Source organism: Aurantiacibacter zhengii (assembly GCF_003584125.1).
Classification (GTDB): Bacteria; Pseudomonadota; Alphaproteobacteria; order Sphingomonadales; family Sphingomonadaceae; genus Alteraurantiacibacter; species Alteraurantiacibacter zhengii.
Map to the genome: position 1 here is coordinate 1 of NZ_QXFL01000017.1, position 21,336 is coordinate 21,336.

The following is a 21,336-nucleotide window of genomic DNA, read 5'->3' on the forward strand; positions in this document are numbered from 1 at the left end:
CGTCCGTCGATAAGGCGCTGGACGAGGGATGGGTCTGCGAGGGTAGAGGTATCGCCGAGGGCGTCGTAGTCGTTCTCGGCGATCTTCCTGAGGATGCGGCGCATGATCTTGCCGCTGCGGGTCTTGGGCAGGCCGTCGGTGAAATGCAGGTGGTCGGGCGTGGCCACGGGGCCGATCTCGCGGCGCACCTGCTGTTTCAGTTCGGCGTGGAGCTCGTCCGATGGCTCCACCCCTTCCATCGTGGTGACGTAGCAGTAGATGCCCTGGCCCTTCACCTCGTGCGGGTAACCCACCACCGCGGCCTCTGCCACCTTGGGGTGCAGCACCAGCGCGCTTTCCACCTCGGCCGTGCCCATGCGGTGGCCCGAGACGTTGATCACGTCGTCCACCCGGCCCGTGATCCAGTAGTACCCATCGCCGTCGCGGCGGCAGCCGTCGCCGGTGAAGTAGCGGCCGGGGAAGGTGGTGAAGTAGGCCTCGATAAAGCGGTCGTGATCGCCGTAGACGGTGCGCGCCTGGCCCGGCCAACTGGCAGCGATGCACAGGTTGCCCTCGGCCGCGACCCCGTCCTCTTCCGGCAGCGGCTGCCCCTCGTTATCGACCAGCAGCGGCTGCACGCCGAAGAACGGCCTGCCCGCACTCCCTGGCTTCATGTCGTGGGCATAGGGCAGGGTGGTGATCATGTGGCCGCCGGTCTCGGTCTGCCACCAGGTGTCGACCACCGGGCAGCGGTTCTCGCCCACCACCTCGTAATACCAGCGCCAGGCTTCCGGGTTGATCGGCTCGCCCACGGTGCCAAGAATGCGCAGGGAAGAACGGTCGTGCTGCGTCACCCAGCCATCGCCCTCGCGCATCAGCGCGCGGATGGCGGTGGGCGCGGTGTAGAAGATGTTGACCTTGTGCTTTGCAATCACGTCCCAGAAGCGGCCGTGATCGGGATAGTTGGGCACCCCTTCGAACACCAGGCTGGTGCCAGCGTTCAGCAGCGGGCCGTAGGTGACATAGCTGTGCCCCGTCACCCAGCCGATATCGGCGCTGCACCAGAACACTTCGCCCGGCTGGTAATCGAAGGTGTAGTAAAAGGTCGCCGCGCACCACAGGGCATAGCCGCCGGTGGTGTGCAGCACGCCCTTGGGCTTGCCGGTGGAGCCAGAGGTGTAGAGGATGAACAGCGGATCTTCCGCGCCCATCTCCTCGCACGGGCATTCCGCATCGCTGGCAAGATCGTGGTACCAGTGGTCGCGGCCTTCGGTCATGGCGATATCGCCGCCGGTGTGGCGCACGACCAGCACGCCGTCGACCGTGACCCCGTCATGATCCAGCGCGGCATCGACATTGGCTTTCAGGGGGATCGTCCTGCCGCCGCGCAGCCCCTCGTCGGCGGTGACCACGAAGCGGCTGTCGCAGCCTTCCAGCCGGCCCGCCAGCGCCTCTGGCGAGAAGCCGCCGAACACCACCGAGTGGATCGCCCCGATGCGCGCGCAGGCGAGCATGGCCAGCACGCCCTCGACCACCATGGGCATGTAGAGCGTGACCCGGTCGCCCTTCGCGACGCCCATCGCCTTCAGCGCATTGGCCATCTGCACCACTTCGGCGTGAAGCTGGGCATAGGTGAGGGTGCGCGCGGGCGAGGCAGGATCGTCGGGCTCGAAGATCAGCGCCGCGCGCTCTGCATGCTGCGGCAGGTGGCGGTCGACGCAGTTGTAGCACAGGTTCAGCGAACCGTCGGCGAACCACCTGATGTCCACCGGATCGAACGACCACTCACCCGCCTTCGTCGGCTCAGCATACCAGTCGAGCCGCTCCTTCGCCTCTTCCAGCCAGAAACCGTCCGCATCCTCCACAGAACGCCGGTAGCGCGCTTCGTAATCCGCGGGCGCGGCGTGGGGATCGCTAATCTCGGGGCGTTGAACCGTATCGTTCATTGTTCGGGTCCTCCTGATCCCCGGCACAATACCCGCTGCCATGGCAAAGGGCTTTCAGACAAAGGTCGTAAGACCATTCGCTAGCTGTCGGCCTGGGGCGGCGGGGCGCATCTTTCCCGAAACAATTGCCGGGGAGGATCATCATGGCAGGCATTTCATTTCGCCACGCGCTGCGTCTGGCCCTGCTGGGTGCGACCGGCCTCGCATCGGTGCCCGCCGCCGCCCAGCAGACCGATGGCGAACAGAGCTTGGAAGAACGCCTCTCCCGGCTCGAACAGATGGTCGGCACGCTGATCGAAAGGCTCGACCGGCAGGAGGACCTGGACCCCATTCTTACCGAGACCCGCGCCCTGCGTCAGGAGCAGGCCGCCCTTGCCGCGCAGGTAAAGGATGTTGCCACCGCGCAGGATCGCGATGGCTTTTCGGTGGGGGATACGCAGGTAACACTGGGCGGCTATGTAAAGCTCGACGCGCTCAGCCTGCGAACCAGTGGCGGACAACTGCCAGACGGCAGCATCCTGCGCGATTTCCTGATCCCGGGAACCATCCCGGTCGGCGGCAACGCATCGGGCTGGGACACGGACTTTTCCGCCCGGCAGACCCGCGTGGTGCTGAAGACTGCCACCGATGTCGGCACCGGCCAGCCTCTCGCCTCGCACATAGAGGTGGATTTCATGGTCACCGATGGCGGGGATGAACGGGTATCCAACAGCTACACTCCGCGGCTGCGCCAGGCCTACCTGACTTACGGCGACTGGCTGTTCGGCCAGACCTGGTCCACGTTCCAGAACGTCGGCGCCCTGCCGGAATCGATGGATTTCATCGGCGTGACGCCAGGCACGGTGTTCGATCGCCAGCCCATGATCCGCTATACCAGCGGCGGTTTCCAGGTGGCGCTGGAGCAGCCCGAAACCACCGTGACCACGCCTGCGGGCGGGCGGCTGCTGGCGGGGGACGACACGCTTCCCGATATCGTGGTGCGCTACAACCATGGCGGGGACTGGGGTTCGATCAGTGCGGCGGGTATCTTGCGCAGCCTGAATATCGCCGACGACGATTTCGGCACCGGCGGGCATTCGGCGCTCGGCTACGGTATCAGCCTTGCGGGCCGTATTGACGTGGGTGAGCGCGATGACCTGCGCTTCATGGCTACTGCTGGCGACGGGCTGGGCCGCTACATCGGCATCAACATCGTCAACGATGCTGCCATCGACCTCTCGGGCGATCTCGATCCGATCTTCACCTGGTCCGGGTTCGCCTCCTACCGGCATTTCTGGGCCGAGGGCCTGCGGACAACCGTGGCGGGTTCCTACTTCCGGGCCGACAACCCGGTTTTGCTGACGGGCGACCAGGTGACGGACGAAAGCTGGAACGCCTTTGCCAATCTGGTCTGGTCCCCCGCCCCGAAGCTCGACGTGGGGATCGAGTTCATGCATGCGCAGCGGCAACTGGAAGATGGCCGTTCGGGCGCCCTGGAGAAAGTGCAGGTCAGCACCCGCTACGCCTTTTGAGCAAGCGACTAGGCGACCCTACCCACGATTTCGCGCACCTCGTCATCGCTGAATGGCTTGCGCAGGACAGGCAGTCCGTGGGCGGCAATGTCATCGGGGAGGACGCCGCCCGTTGCGATCACGATTGCGAGATCGCCGGATGCGCCGGTCAGCTCGCGAATGAATTCCCCGGCATTTCCATCCGGCAGGCTGAGGTCGGTGATGACCATGTCGAATTCACTCTCTGCAAAATGCTGCCGGGCGCCCTTCAAGGAGCCTGCTTCCACGATCTCATGGCCGAACCCTTCGAGCAGTTCGGTTAGTGACATCCTGATGAATACCTCGTCCTCTACCACCAGGATGCGCTTCGCCCGCTGCGTACCGGCTTCTTCCTGGCGTTCGTCGGCGCTCTTTTCAGGGGCCGGCTCGCCCGCCGGGCTCGCGCCAGCCTTTGCCAGGACGGACCGGATTTTCTGGCTGAGACGCTCCGCCGTGTAGGGCTTGCTGATCAGTTCGACGCCATCATCCAGCCGCCCCGCGTGAACGATGGCGTTCTGGGTGTAGCCCGAGGTGAACAGCACGGCGAGATTGGGAAGCCGCTTCTGCGCCATGCGCGCCAGTTCGGTCGACTTGAGTTCTCCCGGCATGACCACATCGGTGAACAACAGGTCGATCGCTATGCCGCAGTTCACGATGGCCAGTGCGGCGTCGGCGTTTTCTGCTTCGACTGCTTGGTATCCCAGCGTCGACAGCATCTCCAGCACGGTGGCGCGGACCTCTTTGTCATCCTCCACCACCAGGACAACTTCGTTGTTGCCCTTCGTTACGAAGGTCTCCGATTCGCGGCGGCCCACCGGTTCTTCCGCCCGGGTGCGGGGCAGGTAGATACGCACGGTCGTCCCTTCGCCGACCTCGCTATAGATCGCGATGTGGCCGCCGGACTGCTTGACGAAACCGAACACCATGGAAAGGCCGAGCCCGGTGCCCTTGCCGGTTTCCTTGGTGGTGAAGAAGGGCTCGAAAACTTTGGCGAGGTCGCTTTCCGGAATGCCGCAGCCATCGTCGGTTACCGCGATCACCACGTATTGCCCGGCCTGCGCGTCGGGGTTCGACTGGATATATTCGTCGTCCAGCGAGGCGTTACCCGCCTCGACCGTCAGCGTCCCCTCGCCGCCCATCGCATCGCGCGCGTTGATGACGAGGTTGAGCAGCACGTTTTCAAGGTGGCGCGGATCGACCAGGCAGTTCCATAGCCCTGCGGCAACCACGGTCTCGATCTCGACCAGTTCCCCCAGCGTACGGCGGAACATGTCATCCATCCCGCGGATGATGCGACCGGCATTGACCGGTTCCGGGCTGAGGGGTTGCTGGCGACCGAAGGCCAGCAACTGGGTGGCCAGCTTGGCTCCCCTTTCGACACCGGATATCGCATGGCCCACCCGCTCGGCATTCTTCCCGGCGATGGCAGGATCGGCATGCAGCAATTGCAGGTTGCCGCCGATCACCTGCAGCAGGTTGTTGAAATCATGCGCAATGCCGCCGGTCAGCTGGCCGATCGCCTCCATCTTCTGCGCCTGGACCAGTTGCATTTCCAGCGCTTCGCGTTCGGCCATCGCCTTGTCCACCCGGTGGCGGAGTTCTTCGTTGAAGGCGTTGAGCGCCTTGCGCGCCTCCAGCTCGTCGTCGATGTTGCGCGCCTCGATTACCGTGCCGATGGTCTTGCCCAATGCATCCTTCATCGGTGAGGCGGTGAAGCCGACATTGTAGAAGTGCCCATCCTTGTGGATGAAGACCTCTTCCCCCTGCGACTGGTAGTCTTCGGGGAAGGCGCGGTCGATCGGGCAATCCTCGATCGGGAAGGGAGTGCCGTCGGGGTGGTGGTGATGGATCACGTCATGGAGCGGGCGTCCACGCGTTTCCTCGAAGGTGAAGCCGGTCATTTCTTCCGCCGCCCTATTCATGAACGAACAGTGCTGATGCTCGTCCATCATGAAAACGGCCATGGTGGTGTTGTTGAGGATAGCATCGAGCTGAGCGGTCGCCGCTTCGAGATCGCGCAGGACCTTGCGCTGTTCGGTCACGTCGCGGATCGAGGCGTAGAACATCGGTTTGTCGCCGCTGGTGATCAGCTGCAGACTGACATCCACATTGTAGACCGAACCATCCTTGCGTTCGTGGACGGTCTCGAACTGCAACTTGTCCAATTCATTGTCGATGAGAGGCTGGACGAACTGCCTGAACTGCGTTTCGTTGTAGTCGGGCTTGAGGTCCCACGGATGCAGCTTGGCGAGTTCTTCCGCACTCAATCCCAAGTTTTCGCGTGCGCCGCGGTTGACCAGCAGGAAGCGGAAATCGTCTGCGGTGAAAACAAAGACTTCGGATGCGGCATCTTCCACGATCCGGCCTAGGCGCTCTGCGCTCAGCGAACCAGATTCAGGCATGTCCCGCATTCCTCCCCATGTCATGGAAATTCCACTGGTTCCCAGGTAAAGATACCCAAGGCATTCCGCGTCTGGTTCACAGCGCTGTCTGGACGAAAGTTCCCGAGCCCAAAACATCTTAAGAACGATATGGTTCCGGCGGACTTGCCTGCGAGATTAGCTATGATCCGATGTGTTGGCGACTCATAGGGGCAAAGCGACAGCCCATGTTAGCGCCGGAATGGTGAGGCAAAGCCCTCTTCGTGCCCAGCTTTCCCCCCGGTCCGCATGCGGAACCAATCGCGCGTCCTGCCCGTTGTCGGGGAAAGGAGATTTCATATGATTGGCAAGCTTATCGGCGCCGGTGTCGGCGCAAAACTGGGTAGCGAAAGCCGCAAGATGGGCGGCACCACCGGTGCGGTTCTCGGCGCGGTGGCGGTACCCCTGGTACGTCGTCTGCGCCTTCCCACCCTGCTGGCACTTGCCGGTGGCGGGTACCTGGTAAAGCGGCTGGCCGACAAGGCCGGGCAGGAGCCCGTTACCCCCGCTACCCCCGCTAGCACGAAGACGACCACCGTCTGAAGGCAAGCGAATTGCAAGAACAAGGGAGCGGCCCGTACGCGGGTTCGCTCCCTTTTTCGTATCGGAAATGCCTTAGCGACCGTTGAGAAGCGAGGGCCTCCGCTTGCACCGAATCGGCGGGGTTCCTACCTGTCTCCTTCCACCAGCGAATCGAGACTACCATGACCACCCATCGCACCCGCATGCTCATCATTGGCTCCGGCCCCGCAGGCTATTCCGCCGCCATCTATGGCGCGCGCGCGGGGATGGAGCCGATCGTCGTGCAGGGCCTCCAGCCCGGCGGTCAGCTGACCATCACTACCGATGTGGAGAACTATCCCGGGTTCGCCGATGTCATCCAGGGTCCGTGGCTGATGGAACAGATGCAGGCGCAGGCAGAGCATGTCGGCACACGCATGATGTGGGACACGATTGTCGAAGTGGACCTGGACGGTGGATCGCCGTTCCGGGCCATCGGCGATTCGGGCGATGAATACGTGGGCGACGTGCTGGTGATCGCCACGGGCGCGCAGGCCAAGTGGCTGGGCGTGCCGGGCGAGCAGGAACTGGGCGGCAAGGGCGTGTCGGCCTGCGCGACGTGCGACGGGTTCTTCTATCGCGGCAGGAAAGTGGCCGTGATCGGCGGCGGCAACACCGCTGTCGAGGAGGCGCTGTACCTCACCAACCATTCCGACGACGTGACCCTGATCCACCGCCGCGACGAACTGCGCAGCGAGAAGATCCTGCAGGAACGCCTGTTCAAGTCGGACAAGATCAGCACGCTGTGGAACAAGACAGTCGAACGTTTTGTCGCGGGCGAGAACGGCGCGCTGGCGAAGCTGGAACTGGTCGACACGGTGACGGGCGAAAAGAGCGAACTGGCCGTAGACGGGGCCTTCGTCGCCATCGGCCATGCGCCATCGACCGAATTGTTCAAGGGCAAGCTGCCGATGGACGACGGCGGTTATCTGCTGGTCGAACCCGGCACGCCCAAGACCGCGATACCCGGCGTGTTCGCCTGCGGTGACGTGATGGACCATACCTATCGCCAAGCGGTAACTGCGGCGGGCACCGGCTGCATGGCCGCGCTCGATGCCGAACGGTTCCTCGCCACGCTGGAATTCGCCGAAAAGGAAGCGGCGGAGTAATTTCGGCCCGAAACGCTTAGTCGTGATCGTGGCGGCCGAAGTCGGGCCGCGCATCGTCCTGGCCGTGCTCGATGATCCGGCGGCGGATGGCGCGGGTCTTGGAAAACTGGTCGAACATCATCTCGCCATCGCCTGCCTTGATCGCCTCGCGCATCATCGCAAGGTCGGTCAGGAACCGGTCGAGCATGTCGAGCACGGCGTCGCGGTTGTTGAGAAACACGTCGCGCCACATGACCGGGTCGCTGGCGGCAATGCGGGTGAAGTCGCGAAAGCCACCGGCGGAATACTTGATCACCTCGCTGCGGGTCACTTCCTCCAGGTCGCTAGCCGTGCCCACGATGGTATAGGCGATCAGGTGGGGGATATGGCTGGTGACGGCCAGCACGCGGTCATGATGATCCGCATCCATGATCTCGACCGTGGAACCGAGGCCGCGCCAGAACGCCTTCAGCGACTTGACCTTCGCGGGCGGCGCCCCTTCCGGCGGGGTAATGATGCACCAACGGTGATGGAACAGGCTGGCAAAACCCGCGTCCGGACCGGATTGCTCGGTTCCCGCGACAGGGTGGGCCGGGATGATGACATGCTCGGGCAAGGCGCGGGCCAGACTTTCAGAAACACTGATCTTCGACGAGCCGACATCGCTTACCACAGCGCCCGGCTTCAGCCCCGGCGCGATGGCCGATGCGGCCGCTTCCATCGCGCCCACCGGTACGCACAGGATAACAAGGTCCGCGCCGCGCACGGCATCGGCCGGATCGTCGGCGATGGTTCCGGCAAGGCCGCGCTGGCGGGCGCGCTCCCTTACCTTGGGATCGGCATCGTAACCGGTGGTCGTCACACCGGGCAGGTGCTCCTTTACAGCCAGCCCGATGGAACCGCCCAGCAGGCCAAGGCCGATTATGGCGACGTGGCGAAAGCTCACTTGCCCCCCTCGCACAGGCGGCGCAGCGTATCGGCGATCTCTGCCATCTGCCCAGCAGTGCCCACCGTAATGCGCAGCGCATGGGGCAGGCCCTGACCCGGCAGGTGGCGCACGGCATAGCCCGCCTCCGCAATGGCGTGCATCGCGCTTTCGGCTGACACGCCCCCCTCGAACAGCACGAGCACGAAGTTCGCCTCGCTCGGCACGGCGCGCAGGCCGTGGTTGCCGAGCGCATCGATGGCGGAAACAAAGCTGGCGCGGGCGAGTGCGTTGTGCTCGCAGCTGTCACGAACGAAGCCCTGATCGGCCAGCGCGGCGATCGCGGCGCGCTGGCCGCTGGTGGTGACGTTGAATGGCCCGCGCAGCCGGTTGAGCGCTCCGATCAGATCGGGCGCCCCCGTGGCCCAGCCAATCCGCTCTGCCGCGAGACCGTAAGCCTTGGAGAAGGTGCGCGTCACCAGCACGTTGTCGTATTTTCCGGCCAGCGCGAATCCACCATCGTCCACGCCATCGGGCAGGTACTCTGCATAGGCCTGATCGACGACCAGGAGGACATCGGCGGGAAGCCCGGCGTGCAGGCGCACAACCTCGCCACGCGGCAGGTATGCCCCGGTCGGATTGTTCGGATTGTCGAGCAATACCACGCGGGTCGCCGGCCCTACCTTGTCCAGCAGCGCTTCGACATCCGCCGCGAAGTCGCGGTTGTCTGCCATCACGCCCTTCGCGCCAACCTTCAGCGGCAGCAGCGGATAGAGCGAAAAGCTGAAGCGGCTGAACAGCACCTCATCGCCCACTCCGGCAAAGGCCTGAACGGCGTATCCCAGAAGTTCACCCGAGCCCGTTCCGCATACGATCCGCGCCGGATCGAGCCCGTGGGCATTGGCAATGGCTTCTCGCAGGGCAGTCGCGTCGGGATCGGGATAGTCGGACGGCTTGCCGGTCCTTCCCAGCGCATCCAGCGCAAGAGGCGAGGTGCCCAGCGGGTTCTCGTTGGCCGACAGCTTGACCAATGCCCGCCCGTCGGAGGATTTCGATTTGCCCGGAACATAGGCGTGGATCGCCTCGACGTGCGGCTTCATCTGCGGACGTTTGATATCGGCCATCGAACAGGACTCGTCAGTTGCGAAGGCGCGCATAGCCGCCCTTTGCCGCGATTGACAGCCCGCTTTGGCTCGCCCAAGTGCCCCCGGACCGAAACCGCGAACTCTTGCCATGGCCAACACGTCCGAAATCGATTTCCGCAGCCTCGTGCTGGATGCGCCGCTCGCGCTTGATAGCGGGCGTGAGCTTGCGGGCGTGCAGGTGGCCTACGAAACCTACGGCGAGCTGGCGCCTGACAGGGGCAATGCGGTGCTGATCTTTCACGCGCTGACCGGTGACCAGTTCGTTGCGGGCACCAACCCCGTCACCGGAAAGCCCGGCTGGTGGGAGCGGATGGTCGGCCCCGGCAAGCCCATCGATACAGACCGCTTCCACGTGATTTGTGCCAACGTGATAGGTTCCTGCCTCGGCTCCACCGGCCCATCCAGCGCAGGGCCCCAAGGCAAGCCCTACGCCATGCAGTTTCCCGTCATCACCATTCGCGACATGGTGCGCGCGCAGATGGCCATGCTCGATGCACTGGGTATCGAGAAACTGCATGCCGTTGTCGGCGGATCGATGGGCGGTATGCAGGCGCTATCGTGTGCGGCAAATTTCCCGGAACGGACGGATCGCGTGCTGGCGATTGCCACAACCGCGCGCCATACCGCGCAAAACATCGCTTTCCACGAGATGGGACGGCAGGCGATCATGGCCGATCCCAACTGGCAAGGTGGCGACTATTACGGCGGTGAAGCACCGGCGAAGGGTCTGGCCGTGGCGCGCATGGCAGCGCATATCACCTATCTGTCCGAAGAAGGGCTGACCACAAAGTTCGGGCGGCGCCTGCAGGACCGGGAAGCCAAGAGCTTCGGCTTCGATGCCGATTTCCAGGTCGAGAGTTACCTGCGTTACCAGGGCCTCAGCTTTACCGACCGCTTCGATGCCAACAGCTATCTCTACATCACCCGTGCAATGGACTACTTCGATCTGGCGGAGGAACATGGGGGCCTGCTGGCCGATGCCTTCCGCGGCGCGAAGGATACGCGCTTCTGCCTCGTCAGTTTCGACACCGACTGGCTCTATACCACGGCCGACATGCGCGAGGTGGTGCACGCGCTGAATGCGGTCGCGGCGCCGGTCAGCTTTGTCGAACTGTCCGCGCCTTACGGCCACGACAGCTTCCTGCTGGATGTGCCTGCACTCGACCGTGTGGTGGAAGGCTTTATCGGATGAACCTGCGCGCAGACCTTGCCAAGATCGCCGCCCACGTGCCCGAAGGCGCACGCGTGCTGGATGTCGGCTGCGGGGAGGGGGACCTGATGGAAGCCCTGCAATTGCAGAAAGGCTGCGACGCGCGCGGTATGGAGATCGATCCCGAAGCCGTGGCCAAGGCCGTGTCGCGCGGGCTCTCCGTGGTGCAGGGCGACGCCAACCGCGACCTTGCGGACTATCCCGACGGCGCCTTCGATGTCGCCATCCTGAGCCAGACCCTGCAGACCGCCCAGCGGCCCGACTGGCTGCTGGACCAGCTGCTGCGCGTGGGGCGAGAGGCTTTCGTCAGCTTCCCCAACTTCGCTTACTGGCGGATGCGGCTGTTCCTGCTGCGCAACGGGCGCATGCCCATATCGCGGCACCTGCCCGGCAGTTGGTACGAAACCGCCAACATCCACCACCTGACCATTGCAGACTTCCACGAATTCCTGACCCTGCGCGGGGTCAAGGTGAGTGGCAGCTGGTTCTTCGCTGCCGATAACGAGATAGGCAGCGGCACCGGTCCGTTCGGTGCGAACTGGCGGGCGGAGCACGCCGTGTTCCGGTTGCGCCGCTAGGCTGCTGCTCGCTGGCGGCACGGCTGGCGCGCCGGCTGAGGCGCGGATTCGCCATGGACACACACACAGTTCCGGCCAGAATTTTTCGCCAGGTACAGCGCGTCGTCAGCGGCCCGCAGGGCTTTGGCCAGTGCCATGTCCGAAGAGCAGGCGACAATGCCAAAACTGGCCGTGATCGCGTAATCGTCCGTCAGTTCGACCAAGCGGAGCGTCGTCAATTCGCGGCGCAGCCGTTCGGCGTGGCGCCGCGTTTCCTCCACGTTTGACCGGGGCAGCCATATGGCGAACTCTTCCCCGCCGATGCGTGCGGCAAAACCCCGGCCTTCCAGCAGGCTGGCAACGGCCTGGATCACCGCGTCGCCGGCAGCATGGCCGAAGCGGTCGTTGATCTGCTTGAACCTGTCGATGTCGCAGACCACCAGCGTACCACTTCCGCGTGTCTCGCAGTTCGCCAGTGCCTCGAAAGCGCGGCGATTGGGGAGGTTGGTGAGGAAGTCGTGCTCGGCCTTCATGCGATAGAGTTGCAACGAATTGGCAACGGCCCGCGCCACGGTCAGGAACACGACGGCTGGCACCAGCACCGCGAAGGTGACGATAAGGATGTCCTGCAGGGTCTGCCGCGAAATCGATCCGAAAGCAGGCTCCATGCCAGCCAGCACCGGGAAAAACGGTATGCGCGCGACGTAAACTGTCGTCACCAGGCCAAGTGCTGCAAGCAGGCTAAGGTCCATGAGATCGCCGCGCCGCCGCACCTTCTGTACGACAACGACAGTTCGCGCCATCGCCGCAGCGCCGACAAGTTGCGAGGGCAGGAACTGGAGAACGGCCGGCAACGGCAGTTGCAACAGCACCAGCGTCAGCAACACCATCGCGCCGCACACGGTAAAGAAGCGCAGGCCTGACGGAGTGCGGCCATAGGCAGCGCGCACGGATTCACCGACGCAGACATAGGACAGCGGCACCGTCGCAGCCATCAGCCACAGATCCACGCGCGTGATGTCGCCGTCCTTCAGGGCCAGGCTTTCCACCACGCCGATTGCAAGTGCGATCCCCATCCAGATCAGGGCGGAATGTCGTTGCAGAGCGGCGCAGATGACGATGCATAACACGCACAAACCGGCTACCAGCACGGTCATCGCGATCATCGCGCTGACAGTCACGGTAGAGGGCGGCCGAGCAATTGCATCGCCGGGACACTTAGGGGCGCGGAGTAAACATTGTCCTTAAGGGCAGCTAGTTATTCGAACCGCAGACTAGATCGCCGCGATGCCGGATCCTGCGAGGGCGGACAGCACGATGGCCGGGAGCATCCCGAGCATGCTGGCACCCAGAAAAGCCCTGCCGGTGATGGGCGTGGCGGCGCATCCGGCGGTAACGATCAGGTGCGGCACGCCGCCCAGTCTCGCGGCGACCACATACAACGGTCCGCGCCGGGAAAGGTGTTCCTGCACGCCGTCCAGTCGCGAACCAAGGCGGCGGCGCATCCGCTCCGCCAGCCAGCGACGGGTGACCAGGAACAGCAGGTGGCATCCCACCGCGCAGCCGACCACCACCACCAGCACTCCGGCAAGGCCGAGTACCAGCCCGCTGAGGAACGACATCGTGTTGACGGCGCCCGGCACCGACATGGCGACGAGGGAAGCAGTGACCGTGGCAATAAGGGCGGGAAGGGCGAGGGGGCCCAGGGGCATGGCGGCGAGACTGTCGAGCAGTGTCACTGGAAACAGTGCTGAAATCGTCGCATCCATGATGAACTAGCGCCGGATCGTTGAACGGGTTCCCTCTATAGCACGAAGTGCTGCCAAATTGTTGCACAAAGGCAACGTGCGGCTCACGCCTTCAGCTTCTCCGCGTGCCAGGCCACATGCTCTGCGATGAAGGTGGAAACGAAGAAATAGGAGTGGTCGTAACCCTCGTGAAGGCGAATCGCCGCCTCCATCCCGGCCTTGCGCACCGCGTCTTCCAGCAGCCAGGTCTTCAACTCGTCATCGAGATAATCATCCGCCCGGCCTTGATCCACCAGCAGGTTGTCGATCCGCGCACCGTCTTCGATCAGGGCACAGGCATCGTATTTGCGCCAGGCATCCTTGTCGTCGCCCAAGTAACCGGTCAGCGCCTTCTCACCCCACGGGCAGTTCAGCGGGCTGACAATGGGAGCAAAGGCGCTGGTCGAACGGAACCGGCCAGGGTTTCGAAGCGAAACGGTAAGCGCGCCGTGTCCGCCCATCGAATGCCCGGAAATGGCCTGCCGGTCCATGTCGACCGGAAATGCATCGGCCACCAGCGCGGGGAGTTCCTCCTCGACATAGCGACGCATCTGGAAATGCTGTGCCCAGGGATCCTGCGTGGCATCGACATAGAAGCCCGCGCCCTGGCCGAAATCGTAGGCCTCGTCGTCGGGCACGCCCTCACCGCGGGGCGAGGTATCCGGCCCCACCAGGACTACACCGTGTTCGGCGCAGGCCTGGTGGTAGTGGCACTTGATCATCGCGTTTTCGTGCGTGCAGGTGAGACCCGACAGCCACCAAAGCACGGGCAGCTTGTCACCCTCGCGGTGTTCGGGGATGAACACCTGGAACGTCATATCGGTGCCGGTGGCAGCGCTGGCGTGCTTGTACACGCCCTGGCTGCCACCGAAGCACTTTGTCTCACTTACGGTTTCGATGCTCATGAACGGGCCTCGCGGTGCAGCGCGCACAGCTTGTTACCATCGGGATCGCGCAGGTAGGCGAGGTACAGGCGACCGAAATCGTTCGTACGCCAGCCCGGAGGATCTTCGATGCTGGTTCCCCCCGCCTGAACGCCGGCATCGTGCCACTCGTCGGCCTGTTCGGTCGTCTTCATCGCAAAGCCCACGGTCGCGCCATTGGCGCAGGTTGCGGGGTTGCCATCGATCGGCGTGGTGACGAGGAACACGGCGTTATCGTGCATGTAGACCAGGCGTCCCTTGCCATCGAGGATGCCTTCCTTCGCACCCATGACGGCGAACAGGGCATCGTAGAATGTCTTCGACTTCTCCAGATCGTTGGAGCCTACTACCATATGGCTGAACATCGTTCTTCTTCCTTCCCGTTTTGCCGGTGTGTGATGGCACTTAGCCAGAACACGCGGCATTGCGAACCTGTGAATTGGTGTGACGCGGGGCCTTAGTAGACCACGACGCTGCGAATGCTTTCGCCAGAGTGCATCAGATCGAAGCCCTTGTTGATCTCTTCCAGCGTCAGCGTGTGAGTGATCATCGGGTCGATGGCAATCTTGCCGTTCATGTACCAGTCGACGATCTTGGGAACGTCAGTGCGCCCCTTGGCACCCCCAAATGCCGTGCCGCGCCAGTTGCGGCCCGTTACCAGCTGGAACGGGCGTGTGGCGATTTCCTTGCCAGCTTCGGCCACGCCGATGATGATGGAGGTGCCCCAGCCCTTGTGGCAGCATTCCAGTGCCTGGCGCATCACGTCGGTATTGCCGGTGCAGTCGAAGCTGTAGTCCGCCCCCCCATCCAGCATTTCCACCAGGTGAGCGACGATGTCGCCGGTTTCCTTCGGATTGACGAAGTCGGTCATCCCGAATTTCTCGCCCCATTCCTTCTTGGAATTGTTGATGTCCACGCCGACGATGCGATCCGCGCCCGCCATCTTCGCGCCCTGGATCACATTCAGGCCAATTCCGCCGAGGCCGAAGACCACGACATTATCGCCCGGCTGCACCTTGGCGGTGTTGGTGACGGCCCCCACGCCGGTGGTGACGCCGCAGCCGATGTAGCAGCTCGTCTCGAACGGTGCGTCCGTCCGGATCTTGGCAACCGCGATCTCGGGCAGCACCGTGAAGTTCGAGAAGGTGGAGCAGCCCATGTAGTGGTAAATGGTCTCACCCTTGTAGCTGAAACGGCTGGTGCCGTCCGGCATAAGACCCTTGCCCTGCGTTTCGCGGATGGCGCTGCACAGGTTGGTCTTGCCCGACAGGCACATTTTGCACTGGCGGCATTCAGGCGTGTAGAGCGGGATCACGTGATCATCGGGCTTCACGCTGGTCACGCCGGGGCCGACCTCGCGCACGATGCCTGCGCCTTCGTGGCCCAGGATCGAGGGGAAGATGCCCTCGCTGTCCAGCCCGTCGAGCGTATAGGCGTCGGTATGGCAGATGCCGGTCGCCATGATCTCCACCAGCACCTCGCCCTCCTTTGGGCCTTCGAGGTCAAGTTCGACGATCTCGAGCGGCTTCTTTGCCTCGAAGGCGACGGCGGCGCGGGTTTTCATGGGGCTGCATCCTTTCGTGGTGTCGGTGGCACGCTTTAGTGTGAAGCGCCCTACTCACGGATTCGTTCAACGATTTCCACCAGTATCTTGCCTTGATTGGCCGCGAAGGGGATCGCCCCGACGAAAAAGGGCGGCCCTTGCGAGCCGCCCTTCCTGCCCCTTCCGGGCTGTCCGGCGCCAGGCCGGACCCGGTTACCAGGTGACCTGGAACCCGGCGCGGGCGCCGACTTCACCTTCGTCGAAGCCGATGCCTACGCCGCCGGTGAAGGCCGCGTTGTCGCTGATGCGGGCAGCGAAGCTTGCCGAACCCGCGACGCGGTCGTTGTAGTAGCCGAAGCCACCGGCGATGCCGAAGCTATCGGTCGGCATGAGCACCGGCGATTCCATCGACAGCGCCATGGCGACACCTTCGTTCGCTTCCCGCACGCCCTGGGCATTCTGGGCGGTGAGATCGAAGAGGGTGGCCGTCTGGCCCTGCAGCATCGCGATGGCCGAAGCGTTCGACGCGATGTTGGCCGTGTTCATGCTGATCAGGCCGGAGTTTACCGCGATGTTGTTGGCATTGACCGCGATCGCCGCCGTGTTGGACGCGATGTCCTGGCGGACAGTCGGATCGACACCGACGACACCGTTGGCATCCACCGTCATCACCTCACCGGCATCGGCCTGGGCGGCCGTGCTGGCGGCGATGTCGCCGATGCGCACCGCGCTTCCCATGCCGCCGAGGGCGACCTGGTTGGCGGCGGTGGTGGTGGCGCCCACGCCCAGTGCGGTGGAGCCATCGAAGGCTGCCGTTGCGCTCTGGCCGACGGAGGTTGCCTGGAAGCCGCTGGCGACTGCCTGGCGACCGATGGCGGTCGACTGGTTGCCGGTGGCAGCGGACTGCCAGCCGAGGCCGGTTGCACCGGCGCCGGTGGCTACCGCTTCACCGCCAAGGGCAGTTGCGTGGAAGCCGGCCATTGCCGATTCACCGATCGAGACAGCGTCCTCGTCCATTGCCTGGGCGTTGAAGCCAAGGGCAAGCGACTGGTTGCCGATAGCCATGGCCGACTGACCATAGGCGCTCGACTGGAAGCCGCTGGCCGAAGCCTGGCGACCCGTCGCGGTCGACTGGCCACCGGTGGCAGCTGCCTGCCAGCCAAGGGCCGTGTCACCCGCAGCCGATGCAATCGATTCCGCACCCACCGAGGTGGAGTGGAAGCCGCTTGCCACAGCCGTCTGGCCGATGGCCACGGCATCTTCGTCGCTGGCAACCGCGCCGTTGCCCATGGCAACCGCATCGAGCGCGCTCGCCTGGCTCAGGTTACCTACCGCAATCGAGGTAGCTCCCGAAGCCGCAGCCGCTTCGCCAACTGCCAGCGAGCGTTCGCCCGATGCAGCGGCGAGGTGGCCGAAGGCCTGGGAACGTACGCCGGTGGCAGCTGCCTGCCAGCCGATGGCGGTGGTGCCTGCCTGCGTGGCCTGCGATTCCGAACCCACCGAGGTGGAATTCAGGCCCGAGGACAGTGCCTGGTCACCGATGGCCACGCCATCGTTGCCCGAGGCCACCGCGGCATTGCCGAGCGCGGTCGAGGTTGCCCCCGAAGCAGCGGCGCTGAAGCCGCCCGCGAAGGACTGGGCACCCGAGGCATTGGCCGACTGGCCGTAAGCGCTCGACTGGAAGCCGCTGGCCGAAGCCTGACGACCCGTTGCGGTCGACTGGCCACCGGTGGCAGAAGCCTGCCAGCCAAGGGCCGTGTCGCCTGCGCCGGTCGCCTGCGATTCCGCACCCACCGAGGTGGAGTGGAAGCCGCTTGCCACCGCCGTCTGGCCGATGGCCACCGCATCCTCGTCGCTGGCCACGGCGCTGTTGCCCATGGCAACCGCATCGAGACCGGTCGAGCTGGTGGCGACACCGACTGCTACGGAGTTGGTACCCATCGCACTGGCGTTGGTACCGAATGCGCTGGCATTGGCCCGCAGGGCCAGCGAGCCGGTGCCCACTGCCGTGCTGCTGATGCCATTGGCAACTGCAGAGTGACCGGCGGCGAGCGAGTCCACCTTGCGTGCTTCTGAGTTGGCACCCAGCGCCGTGGCGTTATCCGCCCGGGCGTTGGCATCGGCACCCACGGCGACGGAGTCGACGCCATCGGCAGTCGAGTCCGAACCGAAGGCAGCCGAGTCGACCGCCGTTGCCAGGGCGTTGGAACCGGCTGCGATCGAGCCGTCTTCCTGTGCCGCAGCATTGTGGCCGAGGGCCGTGGCATTGGCTTCCGTGGCAGCGGCGCTTTCACCAACGGCCGTCGCTCCCTGGAAACTGGCCGTGGAGTTTTCACCCAGCGCAGTGGCGCTTTCTGCCGTGGCAGCCGCGTTCTGGCCGAAGGCCGCGGTGTTGGCCGCCGTCGCCTGGGCACCGCCACCAACGGCGGTGGAGCCGCTGGCGATGGCGCCTTCACCGATGGCAACCGCCTGCTCGCTGATGGCCTGTGCGCCGTTGCCCATGGCAACCGCACCGCTTTGCGAAGCGGTGGAATTGTTGCCGACCGCTACTGCGTTGGCCCCCGAGGCGGTTGCGTTCGCGCCGTTGGCGGTGGAGTTGACCCCGCTTGCATCCGCAGCGACGCCATAGGCGCTGGCATTGAAGCCACTGGCACTGGAGAAGGACCCGACTGCCGTGCCCTGTATTCCGGACGCCATTGTCTGCGCCCCGATCGCCGTGGATGCAAATCCACTGGCTCCGGTGTTGAGACCGACTGCGACGGAGCCGTCGCCGGTTGCCTCCGCATTCGAGCCATAGGCACTGGAAAGGTCGCCGGTTGCGTCTGCGTTCTGTCCGGTTGCGGTTGCCCGCTCTCCGCTCGCAACCGCGAGCTCGCCCAGGGCGGTGGAGAGGAAACCGCTCGCCTGCGAATTGAAGCCGAAGGCCGAGCTGTTCACTCCGGTTGCCTGGGCTCCCGTACCCGTGGCGGTAGAGCCTTCGCCCGAGGCATTGGCCGACTGGCCGTAGGCGCTCGACTGGAAGCCGCTCGCCGAAGCCTGCCGACCCGTTGCGGTCGACTGGCCGCCGGTGGCCGAAGCCTGCCAGCCAAGGGCCGTGTCGCCTGCGCCGGTCGCCTGCGATTCCGCACCCACCGAGGTGGAGTGGAAGCCACTGGCTACCGCCGACTGGCCGAGGGCCACTGCATCTTCGTCGCTGGCTTGGGCGCTGCGGCCTATAGCAACAGCGTCCAGACCCGACGCATTCGAGCCGAAGCCAGTAGCAACTGCATTGGCGCCGCTGGCCGATGCTGCGTAACCGGTCGCGACGGACAAGTCGCCAGCAGCACTGGCGAACCCGCCATTGGCTACCGATCCGTTACCCGTTGCGCTGGAGCTATTGCCCGATGCGATGGCCTGATCGCCGGAAGCGGTCGCGAACGGACCGATTGCGCTCGAGAATGCGCCGCTCGCGTTCGAAGCGGCACCGAGGCTGACGGCCGTATCGCCCGTCGAGACGGAGTTGTTGCCGATTGCGATGGAGGCGAAGTTGGAGGCTTCCGCATTGTTGCCGACTGCCACAGAAACCGTGCCGGAAGCATCGGTCGAAAAGCCCGTGGCTACGGAGCCGGCCCCGCTGGCGGTCGCGCTGTCGCCAAATGCCGCGGAATTGTTGCCCGAAGCATTGCTGGAGACGCCAACTGCAGTGGCGCTCACCCCACTCGCATTCGCGAGAGCACCATTCGCCGTGGCATTCAACCCGGAAGCCGAAGCCAGGATGCCGGTGGCCGTCGATTGGACCCCCGATGCATTTGCCGACGCGCCCGTTGCAGTTGCACCCAGAGCGCTGGCCTGAGCGCCGTCACCCACCGCAGTGGAGACTTCAGCGGATGCGACCGTGTTGCTGCCAAGAGCCGTCGCGCGTTCGCCTGCGGCCTGCGAGCCGAAGCCGTTTGCGGTCGACTGCAGGCCTGCGGCCATGGCCGACTGGCCATAGGCGCTCGACTGGAAGCCACTAGCCGAAGCTTGACGCCCCGTTGCCGTGGACTGGCCGCCGGTAGCAGACGCCTGCCAGCCAAGAGCCGTGTCACCCGCGCCGCTCGCCTGCGACTCCGCGCCCACCGAGGTGGAGTGGAAGCCGCTTGCTACCGCGGTCTGGCCGATAGCCACCGCGTCCTCGTCGCTCGCTTCGGCATCACGGCCCAGCGCAACACTGTCGAGGCCGGTAGCTTCGGCACTGTCACCGCCGGCGAAGCTGTTTTCACCGCTTGCCTGGGCATTCACACCCACTGCCGTGCTGTCCACGCCGGTTGCATCGGCGCTATAGCCGTTGGCCGTGGCGCCTTCTGCACTGGCGACCGAACCCTGGCCGGTGGCCGTGGTATTGTCGGCAGTGGCCTGCGCACCGTTACCCGTGGCTGTGGATGCACTGCCCGAAGCCAGCGCGCTGTTGCCCAGAGCCGTCGAGGCAATGCCCGAAGCTTCCGAAGCGGCACCAACGGCAACCGAGAAGTCGCCGGAGGAGTCCGCGCCCGAGCCGTTCGCCGTGGATCCAACGCCCGAGGCATTGGCCGCAAGGCCGGTTGCCGTGGCGAAGTCGCCTGTGGCCGATGCGCTGTCACCGATAGCCGTCGAGCCTGCGCCCGATGCAGTGGTCACGCGACCCAGAGCCGTCGAGTTGTCACCCGAGGCGTTGGACTGCCAACCGAAGGCTTGGGCACCAAGGCCCGAAGCTGCCGATTCAGCGCCAACCGAAGTGGAGTGGAAGCCGCTGGCATTGGCCGACTGGCCGATGGCGATGGCATCCTCGTCGCTTGCCGAGGCATCGCGTCCCATCGCAATCGAGTCGACGCCTGATGCGCTGGCCGAAACACCGGCGGCAATCGCATTGTTTGCCGTGGTCGAGCTGTTGAGGCCCAGTGCCATGCTGCCGATACCGTCGGCGAAGGCGCTCTGGCCTACGGCTACGGTGTTGATGTCGTCGGCAAAGGCGTTTGCGCCCAATGCAGTTGCGCCGCTGGTTTCCGCACGCGCGCCGGAGCCGAAAGCGGATGCTTCCGGACCGAAGGCCAGCGTGTCAGTACCAAGGGCGACCGCGCCCGTGCCATTGGCAAGGGCGTTGTCGGCACCGGCGAATGCGCCGTCGCCGTCTGCCGCTGCGTCGTGACCGATGGCCGTGGCATTGGCGGAGCGGGCGTCGGCGTTGGCACCGATGGCGGTTGAGTCCGCACCGTTGGCTGTGGCGATGTCGCCAACGGCTACGGCGTTTTCGCCTACCGCACTTGCATCGTTACCCAGGGCAACGGCTGCTTCGCCATCGGCGAACGCACCCTGGCCGACGGCCGTCGAGTTGAGGTCGTCAGCGAAGGAGTTGGCACCAACGGCGGTTGCACCCACGGTCTCGGCGCGGGAGTTCGCACCAAAGGCCGAGGCGTTCTGACCGAAGGCCAGCGTGTCCGTGCCGACCGCGGTTGCGCCATCGCCGTTGGCGAGGGCGTTGTCCGATGCAGCGAAAGATCCGTCACCGTCTGCCGCAGCGTCATGGCCGATGGCCGTGGCGTTGGCGGAGCGGGCGTCGGCGTTGGCACCGATGGCGGTCGAGTCCGCACCGTTGGCCGTGGCGATATCGCCAACGGCTACGGCGTTCTCGCCTACTGCGCTTGCCCGGTTGCCCAGGGCAACGGCAGCTTCGCCATCGGCGAACGCACCCTGGCCGACGGCGGTCGAGTTGAGGTCGTCAGCGAAGG

15 protein-coding genes are annotated in these 21,336 nt (G+C 64.8%); 5 read left to right on the forward strand and 10 right to left on the reverse strand.

Features of this window, described 5'->3' with window-relative positions; genetic code table 11:
- A partial coding sequence (gene acs / locus D2V07_RS17850) for an acetate--CoA ligase (protein WP_119588254.1) occupies window positions 1-1,925 on the reverse strand: 1,925 nt, incomplete at its 3' end.
- A gap of 143 nt (window positions 1,926-2,068) precedes the next feature.
- Here acs and D2V07_RS17855 point away from each other — a divergent pair.
- Window positions 2,069-3,436, forward strand: a complete 1,368-nt coding sequence (locus D2V07_RS17855; RefSeq protein WP_119588255.1) for a DcaP family trimeric outer membrane transporter — start codon at window positions 2,069-2,071, stop codon at window positions 3,434-3,436.
- 8 nt (window positions 3,437-3,444) lie between these two features.
- On the opposite strand, the gene D2V07_RS17860 is transcribed toward D2V07_RS17855, so the two are convergent.
- On the reverse strand, window positions 3,445-5,856 hold the full coding sequence (locus D2V07_RS17860; RefSeq protein WP_233548512.1) for a PAS domain S-box protein: 2,412 nt from the start codon (window positions 5,854-5,856) through the stop codon (window positions 3,445-3,447).
- A gap of 318 nt (window positions 5,857-6,174) precedes the next feature.
- Between D2V07_RS17860 and D2V07_RS17865 the strand changes: the two genes are divergently transcribed.
- Entirely contained in the window at window positions 6,175-6,417 is a 243-nt protein-coding gene (locus D2V07_RS17865) for a hypothetical protein (RefSeq protein ID WP_119588256.1), read from the forward strand.
- A gap of 161 nt (window positions 6,418-6,578) precedes the next feature.
- The gene (trxB, locus tag D2V07_RS17870; RefSeq protein ID WP_119588257.1) at window positions 6,579-7,544 is read left to right on the forward strand and encodes a thioredoxin-disulfide reductase; all 966 of its coding nucleotides are present in this window, start codon (window positions 6,579-6,581) and stop codon (window positions 7,542-7,544) included.
- Window positions 7,545-7,560: 16 nt separating this feature from the next.
- Here trxB and D2V07_RS17875 read toward each other — a convergent pair whose 3' ends face one another.
- The gene (locus D2V07_RS17875) at window positions 7,561-8,469 is read right to left on the reverse strand and encodes a prephenate/arogenate dehydrogenase family protein (protein ID WP_119588258.1); all 909 of its coding nucleotides are present in this window, start codon (window positions 8,467-8,469) and stop codon (window positions 7,561-7,563) included.
- Window positions 8,466-9,572, reverse strand: a complete 1,107-nt coding sequence (locus D2V07_RS17880; RefSeq protein ID WP_119588268.1) for a pyridoxal phosphate-dependent aminotransferase — start codon at window positions 9,570-9,572, stop codon at window positions 8,466-8,468. The genes D2V07_RS17875 and D2V07_RS17880 overlap by 4 nt, the downstream gene beginning before the upstream one ends.
- Window positions 9,573-9,681: 109 nt before the next feature.
- On the opposite strand from D2V07_RS17880, the gene metX reads away from it, so the two are divergent.
- Entirely contained in the window at window positions 9,682-10,785 is a 1,104-nt protein-coding gene (gene metX / locus D2V07_RS17885) for a homoserine O-acetyltransferase MetX (protein WP_119588259.1), read from the forward strand.
- Window positions 10,782-11,381, forward strand: coding sequence for a methionine biosynthesis protein MetW (metW, locus tag D2V07_RS17890; protein WP_119588260.1), 600 nt, complete (start codon window positions 10,782-10,784; stop codon window positions 11,379-11,381). The genes metX and metW overlap by 4 nt, the downstream gene beginning before the upstream one ends.
- On the opposite strand, the gene D2V07_RS17895 is transcribed toward metW, so the two are convergent.
- The 6 genes from D2V07_RS17895 to D2V07_RS17920 all read right to left on the reverse strand — a co-directional run.
- The gene (locus D2V07_RS17895) at window positions 11,378-12,526 is read right to left on the reverse strand and encodes a GGDEF domain-containing protein (RefSeq protein WP_119588261.1); all 1,149 of its coding nucleotides are present in this window, start codon (window positions 12,524-12,526) and stop codon (window positions 11,378-11,380) included. The genes metW and D2V07_RS17895 overlap by 4 nt on opposite strands.
- Window positions 12,527-12,634: 108 nt before the next feature.
- Window positions 12,635-13,099 carry a VTT domain-containing protein gene (locus D2V07_RS17900; protein ID WP_158586894.1) on the reverse strand — a complete coding sequence of 155 codons (465 nt, stop codon included), beginning with the start codon at window positions 13,097-13,099 and terminating at the stop codon, window positions 12,635-12,637.
- A 113-nt stretch (window positions 13,100-13,212) separates the two neighbouring features.
- On the reverse strand, window positions 13,213-14,052 hold the full coding sequence (gene fghA, locus D2V07_RS17905) for an S-formylglutathione hydrolase (protein ID WP_119588263.1): 840 nt from the start codon (window positions 14,050-14,052) through the stop codon (window positions 13,213-13,215).
- A complete protein-coding gene (locus D2V07_RS17910; RefSeq protein WP_119588264.1) occupies window positions 14,049-14,435 on the reverse strand; it encodes a VOC family protein in 387 nt (128 codons plus the stop codon). The genes fghA and D2V07_RS17910 overlap by 4 nt, the downstream gene beginning before the upstream one ends.
- A gap of 92 nt (window positions 14,436-14,527) precedes the next feature.
- Window positions 14,528-15,634: an S-(hydroxymethyl)glutathione dehydrogenase/class III alcohol dehydrogenase gene (locus tag D2V07_RS17915; protein WP_119588265.1), complete on the reverse strand. Its 1,107-nt coding sequence runs from the start codon at window positions 15,632-15,634 to the stop codon at window positions 14,528-14,530.
- A gap of 192 nt (window positions 15,635-15,826) precedes the next feature.
- A partial coding sequence (locus D2V07_RS17920) for a beta strand repeat-containing protein (protein WP_119588266.1) occupies window positions 15,827-21,336 on the reverse strand: 5,510 nt, incomplete at its 5' end.